This window comes from Occallatibacter sp. FHG110214_02 (assembly GCF_059115385.1).
The window spans coordinates 326,854-346,297 of the sequence record NZ_JBZYWK010000001.1 but is presented as its reverse complement, the minus strand read 5'-3'; the positions used below and the strand labels follow the sequence as shown (position 1 = coordinate 346,297).

Genomic DNA, 19,444 nt, shown 5'->3' with positions numbered 1-19,444 from the left:
GGGAAGGAAAACATTCTAGCACTGCTTATGATTTTCGATAAACGGCAGCGGCAGATTCCCTTATCTTGCTGCCTTATCCTCGTCACCGCATTTTTTGTTGGATGGGCAAAGGTTCTGCTGAAGGTCCGCATCCTCAATGCCGGCGCAATGTCGAAGACCGCAAAAGCCGAAAGAATCTAGTGCGATACAACTCGCCGGAAACGCAGATCCCACATGCGGGAGTCCCCAAGACTTAACCCATTCACGTGGCCGCTCGAATCACGCAGGAACCGGATACTGCCCAGGTCCGACTTGAAGCCGTCCGCATACGTTGGAGTAAGCGGGAAAACTGCATCGGGACGTTGATGGATTTCGAGCCCCTTGGGTGTAAGCACGACCTGGAACGTAGTCTCCGCCTCATCGCTTACATACTCACCCGTCATCGACTGCATCTCCGCCTGGCTTGGCGTGGCAGGCTGCACCTTGTCAAAGGTGTTCATCTCATAACCCATGGATTGAACCCGCATTCCTGTCACTTTGCCTGCGGCATCTGTCTGGAGTTCATAAACCGAGCCTTCCAACGAAGGAGAAAGAAGAAACGTCTTGGAAGAAACAGGAATGAGCGCTGTGTGCCCATCGGCGAGCAGCTTGCCGTCCTTGCGCTCGATGGAAAAAGTGGTGTGGTCGCGACGGCTTTCATACAAACCTTCCGCATCCACGGTAAGGGTGGGGGGCGCAGGAACATTCGCGCTGGATGACGGCAGATAAATATCCGCAACCTCATGTGCCAGCAGTGTCGTGTTCGCCTGGGCCGCGTTGCACAGCACGGCCACGGAAACTTTCTGATCGGGATAATAGCCAAGCCACGAGCGATATCCGGCAGTGGAGCCAGAGTGGCTGATCTCGCGCGCGCCATCATGCGTGGTCAGGAAGAGTCCTGCCGCATAGAAAAGCGAGCGTCCATCATTCAGCTTGCCCGGCTCCAGTTCACTCGAAACAAAAGTAGAGCTACCGATTTTGGCCCCAAAAAAGCGGTCATTCCAGCGCAGCAGATCACCCACCGTTGTCAGAAGGCCGCCATTGCCGTAGGCATTTTCAAACGGCATCAACTGATGCTCACCACCACCGGACAGCTCGTAGGCAATTGCGCGATTCGGCACAATCCGCTGAAAATCATCGCGCCAGCTTGTCGTTTGCATTCCAAGGGGAAGAAAGATATTTTCGCGTGAGTACTCGGCCAGCGATTTGCCGGAAACGCGTTGCACCAGGATAGCCAGCAGGTTGTAGCCGGTGTTGGTATAAGACCACTCGTCTCCGGGCTTATAGTTAAGCGCCTTCTGGTGCGATGCAATATCGAGCACCCAGCTGTTGGAGTACTTGCGCGTGGCGCGCGGCCATCCCGCAACCCCGGCAACAGCCCCCCAGTCCCGCAATCCGCTCGTATGATGCAGCAATTGCTCAACCGTGATGGGCGTTCCGTAATCAGGCAGCTCAGGAATGTATTTGCGCACCGGGTCCGTAAGCGAAAGCTTCCCCTGTTGGGCGAGCAGCAAAACCGCCGCCGCCGTGAACTGTTTGGAAACAGATCCCGCTTCCACAATCGAGTCCGGGGTTAACGCAATGCTGTGCTCAAGGTCTGCCATTCCATACGCCGCGCGAAAAACCTCATTGCCCGCAAGTGATACCCCCACAGTGCATCCCGGTGTATCAGTATGGTTAAAAGCCGCAAAGATTTTCTTGATGTGAGCAGGTGCGTCTGCAGGAGAAGCAGCCGGACCTGCAGTCTGGCTAACCACGGGACAGGCAAAGGCAAGAAACAACAACATTCTGCGAACCAGCATCAGCATCCTCACGTGAGCCACATGGAATGAAATAGCGCAAGATTACGCCAAATCGAAAGGCAGCCCTCAATAATAATCTGCACAACTAAGGTAATATCCGCACCGCGTACACACCAGCTTGCAGTGGTGTCCGCTCAGTTTCTCGCTGCAATTCGGGCAAATCTGGCAATGATGATCCACGCGAGAGTCCTCAACCGCGCTCGCAGTCTCCAGAATTTCATCTTCCGTACCAAATTGCAGTGCGCGAGGCATCTCAGGCAGCATGGGTCAGAGATTAGCATGGTGTGGAGGGCACAACCACTGGGCAACAGCCAGCAAGGTGCCCCAGATATCACTCCCGCTTTCTCCCTCGCGCTTCCCCGCGTCAGACAAGGAGAAGCGGCAGTAACGAATACACGCACCACCAAGCCACGCAGCACCCAAGGAGGACTCACATGGCAAGCAAGGCATCCGCAGTCTGGACCGGCTCACTCAAGGAAGGCAAGGGCACCATCTCCACCGCAACCGGCGTGCTTTCAAACGCCAACTACTCGTTCGCCACCCGCTTTGAAGGCGCCGACTCCGGCACCACGCCGGAAGAGCTCATCGCCGCCGCCCACGCGTCCTGCTTCTCCATGGCGCTCGGCGCGCAGCTCGGCGGTTCCGGCCTCACGCCCGAGTCCATCGAGACTGAAGCAGCCGTAACCCTCGCCAAGGTCGATGGCGGCTTCGCCGTCACCAAAATCGCCCTCACCACCACCGCCAAGGTCCCCGGCGCCACGCAGGAAGTCTTTGAAGCCGCCGCTGCCGGAGCCAAGGCAGGCTGCCCCATCTCCAAGCTCTTCGCCAACAACACCGAAATCACCCTCGACGCCAAGCTCGTCTAAGCATCGAGTCACATCTACAAAAGGCCGATCCCTCCAAGGATCGGCCTTTCGCTTTTGCCCTTGCGTTTCCCTAGTCCCTATTTCCCTTGTCCCTTGTCCCTGCTTTTCGTACACTTGTCCGCGAGGAGCCCACACCATGCCCTCCAAAACTTACAAATTCACAGCCACAATCGGCGGCGAAAAAACCCGCGAATGCGCCATCTTCTTCCCCTATGACGTAGAGCAGGAGTTCGGCACCCGCGGCCGCGTCCCCGTCAAAGCCACCTTCGACGGCGTCCCCTACACCGGCTCGCTCATCAAGTATGGCCACCCGCAGCACATGCTGCCGCTCATCAACTCCATCCGCGACCAGCTAGGCAAAAACGTAGGCGACACCATCGAAGTCACCATCACCAGGGACGACTCCGAGCGCACCATCGAAACCCCGGAAGAGTTCGCCCAGCTCTTAAAGAAAGAAAAACTCCTCGCCAGCTTTGAAAAACTAAGCTACAGCCACCGCAAGGAGTACATCCGCTGGATCACCGAAGCCAAAAAGGAAGAAACCCGCCAGCGCCGCCTGTCCAAAGCAATAGAAATGCTCCACGCCGGCGTAAAAACCCCAGTCTAAAGCCGTCCAACAATTGACTTACCAGGCCCAATCTGCGAAACTCAATATTACTGCCGGTCAGCGTCTAGCCTGACTGTGTCCCGTGCCGAAGTGGCGGAATTGGCAGACGCGCTTGGTTCAGGTCCAAGTACTCGCAAGGGTGTGGGGGTTCGAGTCCCTTCTTCGGCACCAAATCATTTAGAATCAATCACTTAAATTCCATATTACTGTTCGCATTACTACTTTCCTGCGTTCTCTGGAACGCCCTGGAAATTAGAGGTCTTTGCCTTTTACTTTGAAGAAATAAAGCGACTCTCTTCAATTCACTTCGCGAGCTGAGGATCATTAGGAAATATCCGGCACGTAAACGCAGTACCCCCGCGGAGGCGCAGGAAACTCGGCGAGATCTTCCGCATCGGTTGTTCTTTCATCGGGATGTGCCGAATCATATCCACCCCACGCAATTGGTTTAAATCTCTGATTAGTCCACTTCGTTTTTACGGACGTTCCGCTCCATTGATTGCCAAGGTTATTCAGAACATAGATCAATCCGCTTTGTGACTCTGTACCTGCTCGTTGCATGACATATAAATCCGGGTCGGCATACAAAATTGATGATTCCCCACCCGCATGCCGATGATGGGCAGCAATGAGAGCATCAATGCCGTTAGGAGTCTCTGGCCGGGCTAACTCACAGTTAAAGTAGTCCCACCAGAAAACACACGGATACCTGCGCCATCAGTGCTGTTGTATTGGCCGCAACTAATACAACAGCACATATTAAGGAATCGTAGGCGCATACCCGTCTGCGTCTATCGTAATTCTACGAGAGAGAAGGAAATGAATAGAGTCCAGGATACTGAGGCTTATGCCCCCTACCTTGCCCATCTGGGTAAGACGGGAAACCAATTGCTTTCCGAGCATCTGAGTGGAGTAGCAGGGCGCTGCTCGGAATTAGCAAAGAAGTTTGGATTAGAAAAAGCCGGCGAGTTGATTGGTCTGCTGCACGATCTGGGCAAGGCCACGAAGGAATTCCAGGATTACTTGCTCAGTTTCGCAATCGATGGCGAGGAACGTGATGATCTGCGCGGGAAGGTCGACCATTCGACCGCAGGCGCACAATGTCTTCTAGCAAACATTCACAGCGCGCAGCAGGAAGATAGTCTTCAAGGTGTCGTCGCGCGCTTTTTAGCTGTTTGCATTGCTTCTCACCACTCGGGCTTGATTGACTGTCTTGAGCCCGATGGTAATGACAAACTCGCTCAAAGACTTAAAAAGTCGGACCGCAGCACCCGATTCGTAGAGGCATGGACAAATCTCGAACTGTCAGTGAAAAGCCGCGCGGAAGCCTTGATGAAAGACCCGAATCTTATTGCGGAAGTCCGTAATACAATTGCCCGCCTTATGACTTCGTTCGACAAAGGCGAAGGAGACAAGGATGTACAAGTTGGTCTTCTGCTGCGCCTGCTCTTCAGTTGCTTGATCGACGCGGACCGGACGGATACAGCGAATTTTGAAAAACCTGCGGCAGCCGCATACCGACAGGATCAGGCGTATGAGACATGGGAAAAATTACTTGAGCGCTTTGATAGAAACCTTTCCCAAATGAATACAGATGGACCTGTAAACGGCATTCGGCGTCAGGTTTCCGATGAGTGCTTTCTGGCAGCGGGTCGGCCGGGCGGGATCTATACACTGACGGTCCCAACAGGCGGCGGCAAGACGCTCTCCGCGCTTCGTTTTGCTCTCGAACATGCGCGACACCATACGCTCGATAGAATCATCTTTGTCAGCCCATACATATCGATTGTGGACCAGAATGCCGCAGTGGCCCGCTCTATTCTTGAGCCCGAGGACGCTCCATACGCGAGCGTTGTTCTCGAACATCACTCGAATGTCCAGGATGATCCGAATGACGAGGTAGGCCAACCAGACCTATGGCGGCGGAGAGTTCTCGCCGAAAACTGGGATGCTCCTGTCGTATTCACGACAAGCGTACAGGTTCTTGAAGCTCTCTTCGGATCGGGAACACGCGCCGTGCGCAGGCTTCATGCCATGGCTCGCGCTGTCATTATCTTTGACGAAGTACAGACCTTGCCTATCAAAATAGTGCATCTGTTTAACAACGCGATCAACCTGCTTGCATCCTGCTGCGGGTCAACGGTTGTACTGTGTACAGCCACACAACCACTACTTGAGGCGGTTTCCAAGGCAAAGGGAGCCGCACGATTGAGCAATCCCTCAGGGCTTATATCTAGCCCACTGCTTTTCAAGCAACTGAAGCGGTATGAAGTCTTCGACCACACGGATCAGCCGGGAGGCTGGCAAATTGCGCAGATAGCAGAACTGGCCCTGATAGAAGCACAGAGGTATGGAAGCTGCCTGACAATCGTGAATACAAAGAAAGATGCACGGGAACTCTTTCAGACTCTGCATGATCTGGTAGGTAGCAATGCACTGGTCGTGCATCTCAGTACAGGCATGTGCCCAGCACATCGTGTCGAGAAACTTGAAGCGTTACATGCGCAATTGCCGCATGCAACCGGAGGCCAGCCGGTTATTTGTATCAGCACCCAGTTAATCGAAGCGGGCGTCGATATTGATTTTGCATGTGTCATTCGCGACCTCGCGGGGCTCGATTCGATCACGCAAGCAGCCGGTCGCTGTAACAGGCATGGAGCGTACCCCACTTTGGGAAGGGTACATATCGTCGAGTTGCCAGAGCCACCGGCACAACTTGATGAGATTCGCCAAGGGCGCACGATTGCGCGGGAATTACTGGGCCTGTGGCGTCGAGAGAATCCCGGAAAGCCTTTTCCACTCGATGACCCCGAACAGATGAAGGAGTATTACAGCCGCGCTTTCTACCGCCGCAGGGATGAAATGTCGTACAGTGTTGGTCCAGACAGGGTTGGCCGAACCACATCCTTGCTTGAACTGCTCGGCGCAAACGGGCAGGCGAAGAATGATGCGGAAAGGCCAAATCAACGATTGCGCCGCTCCATGCTTCTCCAGAGCTTCCAGACCGCAAACAATGCCTTTGCGCTAATCGCAAACACGCAGGGTATCGTCGTTCCTTACGGCGAAGAAGGTCGGGGGATTGTCAATCAGCTTGCTGCGTCCTTCGATCTTGAATTGGAATGGCAACTGCTCCGTAAGGCGCAGCGATTTACGCTCTCGGTCTATGCCTCGCAATTTACGAAACTAATGAGTAACGGCGCGATTTATGAGGTCCAGCCAGGGGCAGGAGTATACTGCCTCCGTTCCGAATTTTATGATTCTGCATTTGGGCTACGGGAAGAAGCCGGGCCTTTGGAGTACCTCATTGCCTGAAACATTTGCTACACCAAAGAATTGTCTTGAGTTTAGTGTATGGGGACGCTATGCGCTCTTTACTGACCCACTCACGCGCGTAGGCGGCGAAAAATCCTCCTATCATCTGCCAACCTACGAGGCGTTGAAGGGGATCTGCAAGTCGATTTACTGGAAGCCGACCTTTATCTGGTACATCGACAAAGTTCGTATCATGCGCCGAATCCGTACGCAGACGCGGAGCATGAAGCCGCTCGATTACGTTTCCGGGGGCAACACGCTGGCTATCTATACTTATCTGACCGGCGACGCCCGCTCAGAAAACCCTGTCGATATTACCGATGGCCCCGGCGTCGAGTACCAGGTCCGTGCGCACTTTGAATGGAACAAGCATCACGAGGCGCTTGATGCAGACCGCGTCGATGGCAAGCATTACGCGATTGCCAAGCGCAGTCTCGAACGCGGTGGTCGCCAGGACATTTTCCTGGGCACGCGAGACTGCCAGGGCTACGTGGCGCCATGCCACTTCGGAGAAGGTCCGAGCGACTACGACAATGATGGCTCGCTTGATTACGGCCTTACCTTCCATAGCTTCGACTACCCGGACGAAACTGGCCCCGACCAAACGGGATCGTTTCGGCTCGGAGCTAATTTCTGGCGACCCAAGCTCATCAACGGCGTGCTGACATTCCCCCGCCCGAATGACAACGAGTTGATCGTGAAGAAAGATATTCGTGCCATGCAGCCACGCGCCTTCGGCGTCGATCATGTGCGCTCAGTTGAAATGGAAGCCGTAGAACTAGCCGCCGCCACCGGCAATCTCGATCGGGAGGCGGCATCGTGAGTTGGATACAGAAACTGGTTGAGACCTACGATGCTTGCTTTGGGCAGCCGCAGTTTGCAACTCACCCCCTGATTCCCATCGACCATGTGGAGCAAAATACCCACATCGAAATTGCAATTGACGAAGATGGGATTTTTTTGCGCGCCGCGGTTGTGCAGAAGGAACCGACACTGATCCCTGTAACGGAGAAATCAGCGGGAAGAACATCCGGCCCAGTCGCCCACCCGCTGTGCGACAAAATTCGCTACGTAGCCAAAGACTTTAGCCCTGACGACTATCAGCTTTTTACCGATCAACTCGCATCCTGGGCAAACGAATCAAATAATCCTACCCTTCGCGCAATTCTGAACTATGTGAAAAAGGGTGCAGTCGCAAGCGACCTGGTTAATGCAGGCATTATGACGAAGCTCGATGATGGATCATGGAAGACTTCATGGAGCAAAGACGAGATTAAGAATGCGCCTTTGGCTAAATTGCTCACTGCGGATGCGAAGACAAAAGAGCGAGACCAAAGTGATGCTTTCGTGCGCTGGCGTGTAGAGATTCCGGGAAAACTCGAAAGCGCCGTCTGGAAAGACATCGAACTGCAAAAGGATTGGGCTGCATTCAACGCCAGGAACCAGTCAGAACAAGGGCTTTGCCTGAGCACTGGAGATCTGGCTCCGCTCGCGGAGAACCATCCAAAGCGCCTTCGGCACGGAGGCGACGGTGCGAAGCTGATTTCCTCGAACGACACGAAAGGATTCACCTTCCGCGGCAGATTCGCCAAGGCAAGCGAAGCCTACGGGCTAAGCTCAACGGCTACACAGAAGGCGCATAACGCTCTGCGTTGGCTCATCGACCGCCAGGGTGCAAAGAATGGTGACCAGGTTGTTGTTGCATGGTCTGTGAAATCCGCAAATGCCCCCCCAGTAATAGTTGATAGCTGGCAGTTTTTCCGCGAGGCGGGAGAGAGCGTCGAAGAAATACCAGAAGCAGCATATTCAGGCGATGCGGGGCAGCTCTTCGCGCTACGCCTGAAGAAAGCTATCGGTGGATATAAGCAGAAGCTCGATGACTCAGCCGACATCGTCGTCATGGGGCTTGATTCTGCCACGCCGGGGCGCATGGCAATTCTTTTTTACCGGGAATTCAGGGAGGCAGAGTTTCTTACACGCCTCGAACACTGGCATACATCCCTTGCCTGGCCGCAGAACATGGGCAAAGACCGCCGCTTCATCGGCGCTCCCGCACCACGCGACATCGCCGAGGCATGTTATGGGCAGCGTGTGGATGAGAAACTCCGCAAAGCCACACAAGAGCGCCTGCTTCCTTGTATCGTCGATGGCCGCCCGCTTCCACGTGACCTGGTGCAGTCGGCTGTTCGGCGCGCGGTGAATCGCGCGGCTCTTGACCCTTGGGAATTTGAACGCAATCTGGGCGTAGCCTGTTCACTCTATCGAGGTGCACATCCAAAGGAGAATTGTTCTATGAGTCTCGACGAGTCGCGCACCTCGCGCGATTATCTCTATGGCCGTCTTCTGGCACTTGCCGACAGCATCGAAGGCCTCGCCCTGAATGTTGCGAAGGTGCAGCGCGACACTACGGCAGCGCGCCTCATGCAGCGCTTTGCTGACCATCCATATAGTACGTGGCGCACAATCGAACTCCAGTTGACGCCTTACCTCGCGCAACTGCGTTCGAGTCGTGCTGCCGCCTTGCAGCGCCGGCAGAGCCTCATCGACTCTGTCTACGCTCTGTTTGAAAGCAGCGGAGGAGGAAGCGCTTTTCTGGACAATCGCCCACTCTCCGGAGAGTTTTTGCTCGGCTTTCACAACCAGCGTGAAGCCTTGAGGCAACGCAAAGATAACTCTAACGATACTGAACCCGGCGCTACGACCGAAGAAGGAGACAATTAGTGAGCAGCCTGTCCAACAAGATTGATTTTGCCGTTATCCTCCGCGTGAACCACGCCAACCCAAACGGCGATCCGCTGAACGGCAACCGTCCTCGCACCGACTACAACGGCCTTGGCGAGATCAGCGACGTCTGCTTGAAGCGCAAGCTCCGCGACCGCTTGCAGGAAAGCGGCGCTGAGATTTTTGTTCAGTCCGACGATCGCAAGAAGGACGATGCCACCAGCCTGCAGGACCGGGCGGTCAAAGGTCTAGGCAAAGATTTCGGTGGTCCGGAAACAGCAAAGAAGGCCAGCGAGAAATGGCTCGACGTTCGCGCTTTCGGCCAACTCTTCGCCATGAAATCGTCTAAGAAAAAGAAAGCCGATGCGGAAGATGACAGCGCTGGCGACACTGGCGTCTCCATTCCCATCCGTGGTCCCGTTACTGTGCAGTCTGCCTTCAGTGTCGCACCGGTCGATGTCACCAGCACGCAGATCACGAAAAGTGTATCCGGCGAAGGAGACGGCACCAAGCGCGGCTCAGACACCATGGGCATGAAGCACCGCGTTGACAATGCCGTCTACGTCTTCTTCGGCAGCATGAACCCGCAACTGGCCGAGCGCACTGGCTTCAGCGATGACGATGCCACGGCGATCAAGGCCCAGCTTCCGAAGCTCTTTGAAAACGACGCCTCCTCGGCCCGCCCCGAGGGAAGTATGGCAGTTCTCAAAGTCTTCTGGTGGAAACACTCGAGCAAGGCTGGCCAGTACTCTTCCGCAAAAGTCCACGCAACCCTCAAGGTAAATCCAGACGGAACCTACACCCTGGTGAACCTCAATGGACTCACTCCAGAAGAAATTGATGGCTTCTGATTTTTCCGCCGAGCAGGAACTCGAAAACGCTCTGCCGCTAAGCGGACTGCAGCATCTTGCTTTCTGTCCACGGCAATGGGCGTTGATTCACCTTGAACAGGCGTGGGCAGAGAATCGCCTTACAGCTGAGGGTCGGCTTCTCCATGAGAAAGCCGACCTCCCCGGCCAGTCGCGACGGCATGATCTTCGCACCGTTCGCGGTCTTCCGCTTGCCAGCCGCCGCCTTGGTCTCACTGGCCGTGCCGATGTCGTCGAATTCCGCCCGGAGCCCTTTCCTGTCGAGTACAAGCGTGGCAAACACAAGCCGGACGATTGCGATCTGGTGCAGCTTTGTGCTCAGGCGCTCTGTCTTGAAGAAATGTTAAGTCAAACTGTATCGCGTGGAGCCATTTTTTACGGCGACCCGCGCCGTCGGCTCGAAGTGGACTTTTCTCCCGCCCTCCGCGTCCGGACGGAAGCGCTCGCAGCCGAGATGCACCGTCTCTACCAGTCCCGTGAAACTCCGCCTGCTAAACCTGGTAACTACTGCCAGAATTGTTCGCTCGTTAACATCTGTCTACCCCATGCCACCGCCGAATCTACCATTCAAACCCGCTGGAACCGGCTCCAGCGCCAAGCCCTTCAACTCTCCGCGTGACTCACCATGCGAAAGCTGCTCAACACGTTGCACGTCACCACGCAGGGAGCCTATCTCCACCGCGACGGAGAAACGATTGCAGTCAAGATCGAGGATGAAACACGTCTGCGTCTCCCCGTCCACACTATCGAAGGACTGGTCTGCTGGGGGCGCGTCTCCTGCTCGCCGCCCGTGCTTGCTCTCTGTTGCGAACACGGCGTCGGCATCTCGTACCTCACCGAACAGGGCCGATTTCTCGCGCGCGTCCAGGGGCCAGTCTCCGGCAATGTTCTTCTGCGCCGGGAACAATTCCGCGCAGCGGATAAAGAAGAGATAGCACTGCCCATCGTTCGTTCCATCGTGACGGCCAAGATTGCCAACAGCCGCATTGTGCTGCTTCGCGCCGCACGTGAATCCTCCACTCCTGACGATCAGGAGGCGCTGAGAGCCGTGGCAGACAAGTTGGGGTGGGAAGGAGCAGGATCTATGAAAGCTCTTTCAATAGACGAAGCTCGCGGACACGAGGGCATGGCTGGGCAACTCTACTTTTCAGCCTTTGACCGGATGATCGTCAGCAACAAGGAGGCCTTCCGCTTTACGGGCCGCACCAGGCGTCCACCTCGCGACCGTGTGAACGCTCTCCTGTCATTCATCTATGCGCTCCTGCGCCATGATGTAGAGTCCGCGCTTGAGAGCGTCGGTCTCGACCCCGCAGTCGGGTTTCTCCATACCGATCGTCCGGGACGCCCTAGTCTCGCACTCGATCTGATGGAGGAGCTGCGCGCACCAATTGCCGACCGCCTTGCCCTCACGCTCATCAATCGGCGCCAGTTACAGAGCGAAGATTTTATCGAGCAGGAAGGTGGCGGAATCCTTCTCGACGATAAGGCCCGCAAAACCATCATCTCAGCGTGGCAGATGAGGAAACAGGAAGAGATCGAGCATCCCTTCATCGAGGAGCGTATTCCGTTAGGCCTCATTCCTTACGTGCAGTCACTGCTCCTTGCGCGTCATTTGCGCGGAGGGCTAGATGCTTACCCCGCCTTTCTCTGGAAATAAATTGTCAGAGGTGATAGGAGATGCTTGTCTTGGTCAGTTACGATGTCAGTACTCGCACAGAGGCAGGAAAACGTCGCCTGCGCCGCGTTGCACGCCTCTGCCAGGATCGTGGCCAGCGCGTCCAGAACTCGGTCTTCGAGTGTCTGGTTGATTCCGCCCAATGGGTAGCATTCCGCGCAGCGCTTCTTGACGTGGCGGATGCGGAGGAAGACAGCCTGCGCTTTTACTTCCTCGGCAACAATTGGAAGGGTCGAGTCGAACACCTAGGCACAAAGCCAGCCTACGACCCTGAAGGCCCACTAGTCCTCTGACGATTCTCCAGGCTGGAAATTCTTCCAATCCGTGACACCTCTTCGCGCGGACCTCAAGCGATCACGCAATCTCTGACGGATTCGCGCAAGAGCTAAGTGGGTGGTTTGGCTGCATTTCGCGCCAACTCCGGTCCTTATGTCATAACTTGTCATGGCTCTTGTCACAGATCCGCGCATATGCCAGACTAACTGCAAGCGTGACAGAGAGTTAGGCTGTCCGCAGTCGCGCCCCACACGGGGCGCGTGGATTGAAACCATGACGCGACTAAAGGGGCACGTCTCATCCAGGTCGCGCCCCACACGGGGCGCGTGGATTGAAACTCTTCCATTTCCTCTCTCCTTAGTCGTCGCCCTGTCGCGCCCCACACGGGGCGCGTGGATTGAAACCCAACCTCAAGATCGAGACGATGGAACTCACCGGTCGCGCCCCACACGGGGCGCGTGGATTGAAACATCGATCGCGGATCGAGCTTGAGCCCTTATCAAACGTCGCGCCCCACACGGGGCGCGTGGATTGAAACATTACAAACTCCTGACCATGGACAAATCCGGCAAGTCGCGCCCCACACGGGGCGCGTGGATTGAAACCAAAGATAGGAGACGTGCCCGTCGTAAGGCGGCGTCGCGCCCCACACGGGGCGCGTGGATTGAAACGGTTGGGCATCCAAAGCGATGCAAGCCTGCCAGAGTCGCGCCCCACACGGGGCGCGTGGATTGAAACACTTAGTCACTTCCTTTCGCTTCGCCGGTATACGCGTCGCGCCCCACACGGGGCGCGTGGATTGAAACATTAATCATGTTTCTGCTCCTTTTACGGGTAGCTGTCGCGCCCCACACGGGGCGCGTGGATTGAAACCGTACACCCAAATCAGCCCTGTATTGCCCACAGGTCGCGCCCCACACGGGGCGCGTGGATTGAAACAACTTGCGATGACGAAATCCCTGTCTGCACCTGAGTCGCGCCCCACACGGGGCGCGTGGATTGAAACGCCTTGCAAGCGAGAGGCGCGGTAAACATCCCCGTCGCGCCCCACACGGGGCGCGTGGATTGAAACACGAGAACCGGGGCCGCTCACAATGGCTTTAATCGTCGCGCCCCACACGGGGCGCGTGGATTGAAACGGGCATAAAGCGGAAAAAAAGACCTGGCTTTATAGTCGCGCCCCACACGGGGCGCGTGGATTGAAACCACGTTGCATAGTTTACGGTGGAGCCGATCAAGGTCGCGCCCCACACGGGGCGCGTGGATTGAAACGTCTCTCGGACGTGCCGGGAGTGTCGCAGTCTGGTCGCGCCCCACACGGGGCGCGTGGATTGAAACGCAGTTGCGATTAATGTTGCCATAGTCGAAATCGTCGCGCCCCACACGGGGCGCGTGGATTGAAACAGCGATGGCGGAACGCTGCACCGTCTCGTGTCAAGTCGCGCCCCACACGGGGCGCGTGGATTGAAACTTCTTTGTGCAGCAGATCGAAGAGAGTCGGTGCGTCGCGCCCCACACGGGGCGCGTGGATTGAAACGCGACCAATCATATTCAAGCGCCAACTTGAGGTGTCGCGCCCCACACGGGGCGCGTGGATTGAAACACAGTTCCCAATCCGCAAAGCAACTGGATAACCTGTCGCGCCCCACACGGGGCGCGTGGATTGAAACAGTATGAAAGCCTTTATAGTGCGTTGGGAAAATGTCGCGCCCCACACGGGGCGCGTGGATTGAAACACCGGCGTGATCGCCTAATCTCCACCGCGCCGAAGTCGCGCCCCACACGGGGCGCGTGGATTGAAACTCTTCCATGCCTTCTCCTTAGTCGTCGCCCTGGTTGTCGCGCCCCACACGGGGCGCGTGGATTGAAACTGCATTGGCGGCTCTGCCATGTCTGGGCATGGCTCGTCGCGCCCCACACGGGGCGCGTGGATTGAAACACCATTCCCGACACCAAAGTTGGCCGTACTTCCGTCGCGCCCCACACGGGGCGCGTGGATTGAAACGACGAGGCTACGCGGAGATTAAACAAAATACCCGTCGCGCCCCACACGGGGCGCGTGGATTGAAACTCGAAGGCTTTCGGCTTTGAGATTGACCGCAGCGGTCGCGCCCCACACGGGGCGCGTGGATTGAAACTCGGGGAATCGATGAACCGCTCGCGGAAGCGGCTGTCGCGCCCCACACGGGGCGCGTGGATTGAAACCTTGTAGCGGTTGGGGGAGGGCGTAGCGGTTGCAGTCGCGCCCCACACGGGGCGCGTGGATTGAAACGATACCATTGCGTCAACTGCGAGCGCGGTATCGGTCGCGCCCCACACGGGGCGCGTGGATTGAAACAGCAAAATCGCCTTGAGGTGCAAGTTACTGGCTTTGTCGCGCCCCACACGGGGCGCGTGGATTGAAACTTCGAGTCAGAGACGCCTTCCAAATCCCACGGCGTCGCGCCCCACACGGGGCGCGTGGATTGAAACTTGCGGCAGAGAACAAACTGCGCGGCGAGGAACGTCGCGCCCCACACGGGGCGCGTGGATTGAAACGACCCCTCGCAAACAGTCGCTAGTGCGATTGGAGTCGCGCCCCACACGGGGCGCGTGGATTGAAACAGACAAAGGAGATGTTCGCAAAATGGCGAATCCGTCGCGCCCCACACGGGGCGCGTGGATTGAAACGTCGAAGTGCGCTTGGGCCACCGTACAGGCTTGGTCGCGCCCCACACGGGGCGCGTGGATTGAAACGAGCTGCATGATGCCGATAGCTCCAGCCTTGGAAAGTCGCGCCCCACACGGGGCGCGTGGATTGAAACAACTTGCTCCAAAAATCGGAAAAATTACCGTCAAACGTCGCGCCCCACACGGGGCGCGTGGATTGAAACTTCGCCGTCCTTAGCGCTCTTTATAGCGGCATGGTCGCGCCCCACACGGGGCGCGTGGATTGAAACCTTGACCGAGAGATTGCAAATTGAGTGGCGACCGTCGCGCCCCACACGGGGCGCGTGGATTGAAACATGGACCCTATCACCTCCGATGCCAACGGCAAGGGTCGCGCCCCACACGGGGCGCGTGGATTGAAACTGCTGTTCCGTAAGCTTCCGAGCAACACCGGAAGTCGCGCCCCACACGGGGCGCGTGGATTGAAACTCCGCACCTCAAACGCGTGCCCGCACTGAGCACAGTCGCGCCCCACACGGGGCGCGTGGATTGAAACACTACTGGCGAAAATAAATATCGCACGAGGAGTTGTCGCGCCCCACACGGGGCGCGTGGATTGAAACATGCATCAGGTCCGTCACCTTCATGCATTTGCCGTCGCGCCCCACACGGGGCGCGTGGATTGAAACACCACGGACATGACGTGGAAATGGACGAGGCGGGGCGTCGCGCCCCACACGGGGCGCGTGGATTGAAACCGGCTAACTTGCACATAATCTGGTGGCCGCAGCGCGTCGCGCCCCACACGGGGCGCGTGGATTGAAACCGTGACGGTCGCGATGTCGCGCCCCACATGGATGGAAGATCGTTCGCTGCTCTCACTCTTTCTTGTCTCCAGCATTGCGATTCCCATGTTCTACGCAGCGGACCTGAGTACGGCCAGCGCAGCCATCTTGTCACCGCGGAATACTGGCGCTGGTGGGTTGTTCATCTCTGGGTCGAAGGATTCTTTGAAGTCTTCGCCACGGTGGTAATCGCGTTTCTCTTCACGCGGCTCAAACTGCTTGAAATCCTTCGCACGTCGTTCTGGTGCATCAACCTCGGCCTTGTCTTCATGGTGTTGCTCAGCATGTTGCCCATGGGCTTGCTGCAGGCATGGGCCTCCATTGAGCACGGCACATGGTACGCGCGCTCGGCGGAGTTTCTGCAGTCTGGCACCATGCAAAGTTTGCGCTGGCTGCGTGTTCCCGGCGACGTGTTCTTCGCCGTCGGCGCTGCGCTGCTGGGATGGTTTGTGCTGGGACTGTTAACCGGACACTCGTTTGAGAAAAACACCCCGCAAGATGCCGAAGCAAACCGCGCAAGGAATCAGGCAGAAGAGTTACTTGCGCACTAACTACAAAGAAAACCGGACGGCATTCCAACTACGAACGCCGTCCGGGTACAACTTTCTAGACTGCTCTTTCTCTGGGAGAAAATTATCGAGATAAGAGTGCCGCATCCATCCTGGCCTGTAAGTATGAAATGGATACCACCATCAAATAAGAAGTCGTATGACCTTCCGTCAATGAAAGCAAAACCGCCGAGTCCTGATGGACATAAATCGAATCAATCATGACAGCTGCAACGGCTCTCACACCGCCAGTCTATCGCTCGCAGTAAGGGCCATTCATCTTCGCACAGCGTAGATCTCAAAGCCGAATCCGATAATACAGAGGTAAGCTTTCGTCCATATTTCCGCCACTTCTGAGTGCCTCCACCAGTCATAGGCCTTCACGTTCGTAGCGTGTTGCGATCAGAAACACTCCAGTTACGACAATGCTCAGACATGCTGGGCCACGAGCAGTTCTCTCGGCGCCAATCAGTTTCAGCAGAAACAGGAAAACGGCCCCGAAAGGCCGTTTTCCTGTTTCTGCATTCAACTCAAGCAAACCGCACCCGATATACCTGCCCCGCACGAAGCTCCGCACGCACCGTCTTACCCATCTCCTCATGCGTAACCCGCACGCCACTCAGACCAGCGATCGTCTGCCCCACCGGCGGCAGCAGCACAACCGAACCATCCTTATCCGCCCGCAGCACCGCCTCCACAACCTTCCCGCCCGCCCACTTCAAATCCACGCTGACAGCCCCGCGCGCCCGCAACCCGTGCACCTCGCCACTATGCCACGCCGCAGGCAGCGCCGGCAAAAACTCCAGCACGCCCGTATGGCTTTGCACCAGCATCTCCGCCATCGCCGCCGTCGCGCCAAAGTTCCCATCAATCTGAAAAATCGCCGACTTCCCCGCCGGATGCGTATCAAACAAATTCCGGTTCGTACTATGCTTCATCAGCATTTCCAGCGACTCCCACGCCTTGTCGCCATCACCCAGCCGCGCCCAGAACGCAATCGCCCAAGCCCTGCTCCATCCCGTATACGCGCCGCCATTCGCCAGCCGCCGCTCTAAAGAAGTGCGCACAGCCTTCGCCAGCTCCGGCGTTCCCTTCGGAGTAATCTCGCTTCCCGGATACAGCGGATACATATGCGACATATGCCGCTGCCCCGGCTCCGGCTCATCAAAATCGACAGACCACTCCTGCAACTGCCCCCACTTCCCCACCTGGTAAGGAATAATCCTCTCCCGAGCCGCCTTCAGCTTCTCCGCAAACTCCGCATCCACACCCAGCGTCTTCGCCGCCTCCATGCAGTTCTTAAACAGCTCACGAATCAGCGCAACATCCATCGTGCATCCCGCACTCGCCGAAGCCGATTTCCCATCCGGCGCGCCAAAGTGGTTCTCCGTAGAAAACGACGGGCAAGTCGTCAACCGCCCATGCCCATCCTCCACCAGCCACGCCAAACAAAACTCTGCCGAGCCCTTCATCACCGGATAAGCCCGCTTTCGCAGATACTCCGCATCCCGCGTAAACAAATAGTGCTCATACAAGTGGGAGCACAGCCAAGGCCCGCTCATCTGCCAGTTCGCCCACGTCGGCTCGCCCACGCCCAACCCCACCGGATTCGCCGTCCGCCACAAATCCGCGTTGTGGTGCGATACCCAGCCCGGCAAGTTGTACGTCTCCGCCGCCGCCTGCTTCCCCGTCTGCTGCAGCTCTTCCATAAACCGCGTCAGCGGCTCCGTGCAGTCGCTCAAATTGCAGCTCTCCGCATGCCAGTAGTTCATCTGCAAATTGATATTCGTCGTGTAGTTCGAGCTCCACGGCGCAATCACCTGGAAGTTCCAAATCCCCTGCAGATTCGCCGGCTGCGACCCCACCCGCGAGCTCGAAATCAGCAGATACCGCCCGTAGTGAAAATAAAGCGCCAGCAGCGAAGGATCCGGCGCATCCGCAAACCGCTTCAGCCGCTCATCCGTAGGCAACTGCGCATCCGCCCCGCTGCCAAGATTCAGCGAAACCCGCTCAAACAGCGGCCGGTAATCGCTCCCATGCCGCGCCAGCAGTTCCTTGTACCCATACTTGAGCGCGCCATCCAAACCACGCACCGCCTGCTCCTTCACCACATCCGCCGCAGTGTCCGGAACAGCATCAAATCCCTTGAATCCCGTAGCCGCCGTTATCAAAACCGTGCAAGCCGTCGCATCCTTCACCTCAAGCCGGCCACCCTCCGCACGCACGCTCCCGCCTTCCGCAACCGCATGCAGCGCCACCGCAAAATACATCCCTTCGCCAGCCTTATCCGAATAACTAACCGGATGCTCACTCCCCGGATGCCCCGCCCCCGCCACATGACTCGGAGCCTTGCCAATCAAAACCATCCGGCCATTGCTCTCCACATCCACCGACTGGCTCAGCGCACCATCCAGCCATATCGAAGCACTCAGCGCTCCCGGCTTGCTCGCCGTCAGCCGCAACACAATCGCATTCTCCGGAGCCGAAGCAAACGCCACGCGCTCAAACCGCACGTCGCCCACTGTGTACCGCGTCGCCGCCACAGCCTCGCGCAAATCCAGCTCGCGTCGATACCCCGTCACCACGCCGTCATGTTGCAAATCCACATGCAGACAACCCGCCGGCTGAAACGCCTCAGAAAACCGCCCCTGCAACTTGCGGCAAAGCTCATCCCCGCGGTGATAATCCTGGTGCCCCAGAATAGCCTCGCGAATCTGGCTCAGGTACTGCGGAGCCTCGCGATTGTTCCCATCCTGCGGCCATCCCGACCACAGCGTATCCACATTCAGCGTCAGCGTCTCCTTGCCCGCCTCCACCGCAACCGGCTCCTCCGCAAACTCCGTCAGCGTGCCCTTCGCAACCCGCGCTTCCGTCGCGCCGCCGCCAAACACCATCGCGCCCAGCCGCCCATTGCCAATCGGCAACGCATCCACCCACTGGTTCGCCGGCTCCTTGTACCAAAGCTTCAGCTCCGCCCCGCGCTCCTCCGCCGGCATCGCCCATCCCAAACGGCCATCCACCGCCATCACACCCGCAATCGTCGAGGATGCAGCAAGAAAATCTCTCCGGCTAAGCGCACACATCGTTATCATCTCTCCTGTTTTTGCAAATCGTTTTCAAAAGCAATCATGACACTGCCTGCAAAGAGTTTTCATGAAGGAAACGGGTGATTCTGTACGGGCTTCAGCCCGTACAGAATCAGCATCGAGCTTCGTGGGGCTTTAGCCCCTGAGGCATGCTCTTTCTCGCTCTCCCA

Annotated in this window: 14 protein-coding genes, 1 tRNA gene and 1 CRISPR repeat array; of the genes, 12 read left to right on the top strand and 3 right to left on the bottom strand. The window is 57.1% G+C overall.

The features are described 5' to 3' along the window. Positions 1–27: 27 nt before the first annotated feature. Positions 28–180, top strand: coding sequence for a hypothetical protein (locus AC5S3R_RS01440; RefSeq protein WP_494264825.1), 153 nt, complete (start codon positions 28–30; stop codon positions 178–180). Here AC5S3R_RS01440 and AC5S3R_RS01435 read toward each other — a convergent pair. Beyond that, the gene (locus AC5S3R_RS01435) at positions 177–1,820 is read right to left on the bottom strand and encodes a serine hydrolase domain-containing protein (protein ID WP_494264824.1); all 1,644 of its coding nucleotides are present in this window, start codon (positions 1,818–1,820) and stop codon (positions 177–179) included. The two genes, AC5S3R_RS01440 and AC5S3R_RS01435, sit on opposite strands and share 4 nt — an antisense overlap. 434 nt (positions 1,821–2,254) lie before the next feature. On the opposite strand from AC5S3R_RS01435, the gene AC5S3R_RS01430 reads away from it, so the two are divergent. The 3 genes from AC5S3R_RS01430 (at position 2,255) to AC5S3R_RS01420 (ending at position 3,464) form a co-directional block, all read left to right on the top strand. Then, positions 2,255–2,686: an OsmC family protein gene (locus AC5S3R_RS01430; RefSeq protein ID WP_494264823.1), complete on the top strand. Its 432-nt coding sequence runs from the start codon at positions 2,255–2,257 to the stop codon at positions 2,684–2,686. 136 nt (positions 2,687–2,822) lie between these two features. Continuing rightward, a complete protein-coding gene (locus AC5S3R_RS01425) occupies positions 2,823–3,293 on the top strand; it encodes a YdeI/OmpD-associated family protein (protein WP_494264822.1) in 471 nt (156 codons plus the stop codon). Positions 3,294–3,377: 84 nt separating this feature from the next. Then, positions 3,378–3,464: transfer RNA gene (locus AC5S3R_RS01420), tRNA-Leu, on the top strand. A gap of 153 nt (positions 3,465–3,617) precedes the next feature. Here AC5S3R_RS01420 and AC5S3R_RS01415 read toward each other — a convergent pair. Further along, positions 3,618–3,854 carry an alpha-amylase domain-containing protein gene (locus AC5S3R_RS01415; RefSeq protein WP_494264956.1) on the bottom strand — a complete coding sequence of 79 codons (237 nt, stop codon included), beginning with the start codon at positions 3,852–3,854 and terminating at the stop codon, positions 3,618–3,620. Between the two features lie 258 nt (positions 3,855–4,112). Here AC5S3R_RS01415 and cas3 point away from each other — a divergent pair, with 258 nt between their 5' ends. The 8 genes from cas3 (at position 4,113) to AC5S3R_RS01375 (ending at position 16,191) form a co-directional block, all read left to right on the top strand. Then, positions 4,113–6,605 carry a CRISPR-associated helicase Cas3' gene (gene cas3, locus AC5S3R_RS01410; protein WP_494264821.1) on the top strand — a complete coding sequence of 831 codons (2,493 nt, stop codon included), beginning with the start codon at positions 4,113–4,115 and terminating at the stop codon, positions 6,603–6,605. Next, complete coding sequence (cas5c, locus tag AC5S3R_RS01405; RefSeq protein ID WP_494264820.1) at positions 6,598–7,428, top strand: type I-C CRISPR-associated protein Cas5c; 831 nt, start codon at positions 6,598–6,600, stop codon at positions 7,426–7,428. Before cas3 ends, cas5c begins: the two co-directional genes overlap by 8 nt. Continuing rightward, positions 7,425–9,326 (top strand): type I-C CRISPR-associated protein Cas8c/Csd1, encoded by a 1,902-nt coding sequence (gene cas8c, locus AC5S3R_RS01400; protein ID WP_494264819.1) that lies wholly within the window; start codon positions 7,425–7,427, stop codon positions 9,324–9,326. The genes cas5c and cas8c overlap by 4 nt, the downstream gene beginning before the upstream one ends. Continuing rightward, entirely contained in the window at positions 9,326–10,177 is an 852-nt protein-coding gene (gene cas7c / locus AC5S3R_RS01395; RefSeq protein ID WP_494264818.1) for a type I-C CRISPR-associated protein Cas7/Csd2, read from the top strand. The genes cas8c and cas7c overlap by 1 nt, the downstream gene beginning before the upstream one ends. Beyond that, entirely contained in the window at positions 10,167–10,814 is a 648-nt protein-coding gene (gene cas4 / locus AC5S3R_RS01390; RefSeq protein ID WP_494264817.1) for a CRISPR-associated protein Cas4, read from the top strand. Before cas7c ends, cas4 begins: the two co-directional genes overlap by 11 nt. Before the next feature lie 6 nt (positions 10,815–10,820). After that, complete coding sequence (gene cas1c / locus AC5S3R_RS01385) at positions 10,821–11,852, top strand: type I-C CRISPR-associated endonuclease Cas1c (protein ID WP_494264816.1); 1,032 nt, start codon at positions 10,821–10,823, stop codon at positions 11,850–11,852. Positions 11,853–11,872: 20 nt separating this feature from the next. Then, entirely contained in the window at positions 11,873–12,163 is a 291-nt protein-coding gene (cas2, locus tag AC5S3R_RS01380) for a CRISPR-associated endonuclease Cas2 (protein WP_494264815.1), read from the top strand. Positions 12,164–12,385: 222 nt separating this feature from the next. Continuing rightward, positions 12,386–15,621: a CRISPR direct-repeat array (repeat unit 33 nt; unit sequence GTCGCGCCCCACACGGGGCGCGTGGATTGAAAC). A gap of 27 nt (positions 15,622–15,648) precedes the next feature. Continuing rightward, positions 15,649–16,191 (top strand): hypothetical protein, encoded by a 543-nt coding sequence (locus AC5S3R_RS01375; protein WP_494264814.1) that lies wholly within the window; start codon positions 15,649–15,651, stop codon positions 16,189–16,191. Positions 16,192–16,718: 527 nt separating this feature from the next. On the opposite strand, the gene AC5S3R_RS01370 is transcribed toward AC5S3R_RS01375, so the two are convergent. Further along, positions 16,719–19,280, bottom strand: coding sequence for a glycoside hydrolase family 95 protein (locus AC5S3R_RS01370; RefSeq protein ID WP_494264813.1), 2,562 nt, complete (start codon positions 19,278–19,280; stop codon positions 16,719–16,721). Positions 19,281–19,444: the final 164 nt, after the last annotated feature.

What these genes read in the sequence shown, in the direction of transcription:
- cas3 (WP_494264821.1), top strand. Translation starts at nt 4,113, where the DNA reads ATGAATAGAGTCCAGGATACTGAGGCTTATGCCCCCTACCTTGCCCAT.
- AC5S3R_RS01425 (WP_494264822.1), top strand. Translation starts at nt 2,823, where the DNA reads ATGCCCTCCAAAACTTACAAATTCACAGCCACAATCGGCGGCGAAAAA.
- AC5S3R_RS01440 (WP_494264825.1), top strand. Translation starts at nt 28, where the DNA reads ATGATTTTCGATAAACGGCAGCGGCAGATTCCCTTATCTTGCTGCCTT.
- AC5S3R_RS01430 (WP_494264823.1), top strand. Translation starts at nt 2,255, where the DNA reads ATGGCAAGCAAGGCATCCGCAGTCTGGACCGGCTCACTCAAGGAAGGC.
- AC5S3R_RS01370 (WP_494264813.1), bottom strand. Translation starts at nt 19,280, where the DNA reads ATGATAACGATGTGTGCGCTTAGCCGGAGAGATTTTCTTGCTGCATCC.
- AC5S3R_RS01415 (WP_494264956.1), bottom strand. Translation starts at nt 3,854, where the DNA reads ATGCAACGAGCAGGTACAGAGTCACAAAGCGGATTGATCTATGTTCTG.
- cas4 (WP_494264817.1), top strand. Translation starts at nt 10,167, where the DNA reads ATGGCTTCTGATTTTTCCGCCGAGCAGGAACTCGAAAACGCTCTGCCG.
- AC5S3R_RS01435 (WP_494264824.1), bottom strand. Translation starts at nt 1,820, where the DNA reads ATGCTGGTTCGCAGAATGTTGTTGTTTCTTGCCTTTGCCTGTCCCGTG.
- cas1c (WP_494264816.1), top strand. Translation starts at nt 10,821, where the DNA reads ATGCGAAAGCTGCTCAACACGTTGCACGTCACCACGCAGGGAGCCTAT.
- cas2 (WP_494264815.1), top strand. Translation starts at nt 11,873, where the DNA reads ATGCTTGTCTTGGTCAGTTACGATGTCAGTACTCGCACAGAGGCAGGA.
- AC5S3R_RS01375 (WP_494264814.1), top strand. Translation starts at nt 15,649, where the DNA reads ATGGATGGAAGATCGTTCGCTGCTCTCACTCTTTCTTGTCTCCAGCAT.